The sequence below is a fragment of the Paracraurococcus lichenis genome, from assembly GCF_030657435.1.
In the GTDB taxonomy this organism is placed as follows: Bacteria; Pseudomonadota; Alphaproteobacteria; order Acetobacterales; family Acetobacteraceae; genus Paracraurococcus; species Paracraurococcus lichenis.
In genome coordinates this window covers 1-2,631 of sequence record NZ_JAUTWS010000239.1, presented here as the reverse complement: position 1 = coordinate 2,631, position 2,631 = coordinate 1, and the positions used below count along the sequence as shown (strand labels likewise).

The following is a 2,631-nucleotide window of genomic DNA, read 5'->3' as shown; positions in this document are numbered from 1 at the left end:
GTCGCGCGACGATCAAGGTGAGAAAGCCCGGCGATCAGGATGAGAACCGTCGCTGCGGCCCCGTAGGTCGGGCGTAGCCCGGCCGGAGGGGCCGCAGCGACAAGGGCGGACCCCGGAGGGGTCGGCTCTGGCGGTCACGGTCGGCCGGCACCGGAATGGCGTCCTTCTCGCGAGGGATCCATCCGGTGCCCGGTCGCCACGTCACAGACCGCCAGATGAGGCTCTACATGCAGTTCCGTCGCACCGAGCCGGTACCGATCGCCGCGGCCAAGGCCGGGTTCAGCACCGCGACCGCCTACCGCATCGAGGAGGATCCTCGTCCACCGTCGCAGAAAGCCACCCCACGAGGGCGCCGGCGACCAGACCCGCTGGCCGCAGTCTGGGAGGACGAGATCGTCCCCTTGCTGCGGTCGGCGCCGGGCCTGCGGCCGATCGCCATCTTCGAGGAGGTGCTGCGGCGCCATCCCGAGCTCGGTGCCGGGGTCCGCCGCACCCTGGAACGCCGGATCCGGGGCTGGCGAGCGCTGCACGGCCCCGAGCAGGAGGTGATCTTCCGCCAGGTGCACGAGCCCGGACGGCTGGGCCTGTCGGATTTCACCGACATGGGGGACCTCGGCATCAGCATCGCCGGCGAGGCTCTTGATCATCGGCTCTACCATTTCCGGCTGGCCTACTCGGGCTTCGAGCATGCCCATGTGGTGCTGGGCGGGGAGAGCTACGTCGCGCTCGCCGAGGGGCTGCAGGATGCCCTCTGGGCCCTCGGCGGCGCACCGCAGGAGCACCGCAGCGACAGCCTCTCGGCGGCCTTCCGCAATCTCGACCGTGAGGCCCGGGAGGACCTGACCCGGCGCTACGAGGCGTTCTGTGCCCACTACGGCATGGAGCCGAGCCGCAACAACCCCGGCTTGGCGCATGAGAACGGCAGCATCGAGGGGCCGCATGGTCACCTCAAGGCGGCGGTCAGGGACGCCCTGCTGCTGCGCGGCTCACGCGACTTCGCCGACTTGGCGGCGTATCGCTGCTTCATCGACGAACTGGTCGGCCGGCGCAACGCCCGGGTGGGGCCGCGCATCGAGCTCGAGCGCGCCGCGCTCCGGGACCTGCCAGCGCGACGCACCGCCGACTACGAGGAGGCGATCGTCGCCGTGACCTCCTCCAGCGGCTTCCTGCTGCGCAAGGTGTTCTACAGCGTACCCTCGCGCCTGATCGGCCATCGGCTGCGGGTCCGGCTCTACGACGACCGGCTTGAGGTCTACCTCGGCAGTTCGCACCAGCTCACGCTTCCCAGAGGGCGCCGGCGGCCCGACGGCCGGCATGGCCACGTGGTCGACTATCGCCACGTGATCCACTCGCTGCGGCGCAAGCCGATGGCCCTGCTTGGCCTGGTCTACCGCGACAGCCTGTTCCCGCGTCCAGCCTATGCGCGCGCCTTCGAGGCCATGCTCGCCCAGCAGCCAGCCCGCCAGGCCTGCCGCGCGACAGTCGAGATGCTGGTTCTCGCCCATGAGCGGGCCTGTGAGGCCGAGTTGGCCGGCGTGCTCGATACCCTGCTCGAGGCGGGGCGCCTGCCCGACATGGCCGAGTTGCAAGCTCGCTTCCTGCCCGATGCCGCGGCCCTGCCCGGGGTCGTCGTCACCCATCCTGCGCTCGGCGCCTACGACGAGCTTGCCACCGTCCGTCAGGAGAATGCCGCATGAGCGCCGCCGAGCCGATCGACACCGGCCGCCTGTCGCTGGCCCTCAACGACCTCCGGCTACCGGCTATGAAGTTGATCTGGCCCGACTTCGCCACACGCGCCGACAAGGAAGGATGGCCGGCGGCTCGCTTTCTCGCTGCGTTGGTCGAACACGAACTGGCCGAGCGCGCCAACCGGCGTATTCAGCGCCATCTCGAAGAAGCCCGCCTACCGCCAGGCAAGACGCTCGACACCTTCGACTTCGAAGCCGTGCCCATGGTCAGCAAGGCCCAGGTCATGGCGCTCGCTGCCGGCGACAGCTGGTTGGAGAAGGGCGCCAATTTGCTCGCTTTCGGCCCACCGGGTACTGGCAAGTCGCATCTCGCAGCGGCTCTCGGTCTCGCCCTGGTCGAGAATGGTTGGCGCGTGCTGTACACCCGCACCACCGACCTGGTCCAGAAACTCCAGGCAGCCCGGCGCGATCTGCAGCTCGAGGCCGCCATCGCCAAGCTCGATAAGTATCACCTGCTGATCCTCGACGACATCGCCTACGTCAGCAAGGATCAAGCCGAGACCAGCGTCATCTTCGAGCTCATCGCTGCCCGCTATGAGCGCCGATCGCTGTTCATCACCTCAAACCAGCCATTTGGAGAATGGCACAGGATTTTTCCCGACCAGATCATGGCCCTCGCCGCGGTAGACCGTCTCGTGCATCACGCGACGATCTTCGAGATGAACGTCGAAAGCTACCGCAGGCGTGCTGCCATGGAGCGTAAACGCGGCCCAGGCCGACCACCAACGCGCGCGACAGCCAAAACCTCATCCTGATTGCCGCGCCAGCCCTGAAAGCGCTTGCATCCATGTCGCGCCGCGACAATCATCCAGCCGCCGCGACCACAGATTCTCATCCTGGTTGTCGCGCTGCTCGCATCCTGATCGCCGCGCTACAGCCGGGT

At 68.2% G+C, this 2,631-nt stretch carries 2 protein-coding genes; both read left to right on the top strand.

Going from position 1 to position 2,631, the window contains the following annotated elements:
* The first annotated feature begins 185 nt into the window (after window positions 1-185).
* Window positions 186-1,697 carry an IS21 family transposase gene (gene istA, locus Q7A36_RS39285; protein ID WP_456306853.1) on the top strand — a complete coding sequence of 504 codons (1,512 nt, stop codon included), beginning with the start codon at window positions 186-188 and terminating at the stop codon, window positions 1,695-1,697.
* The gene (istB, locus tag Q7A36_RS39280) at window positions 1,694-2,503 is read left to right on the top strand and encodes an IS21-like element helper ATPase IstB (protein WP_305109225.1); all 810 of its coding nucleotides are present in this window, start codon (window positions 1,694-1,696) and stop codon (window positions 2,501-2,503) included. The genes istA and istB overlap by 4 nt, the downstream gene beginning before the upstream one ends.
* Window positions 2,504-2,631: the final 128 nt, after the last annotated feature.

Bases quoted from the DNA above. Each gene is read 5' to 3' on its own strand.
- istB (WP_305109225.1), top strand. From the start codon at position 1,694: ATGAGCGCCGCCGAGCCGATCGACACCGGCCGCCTGTCGCTGGCCCTC.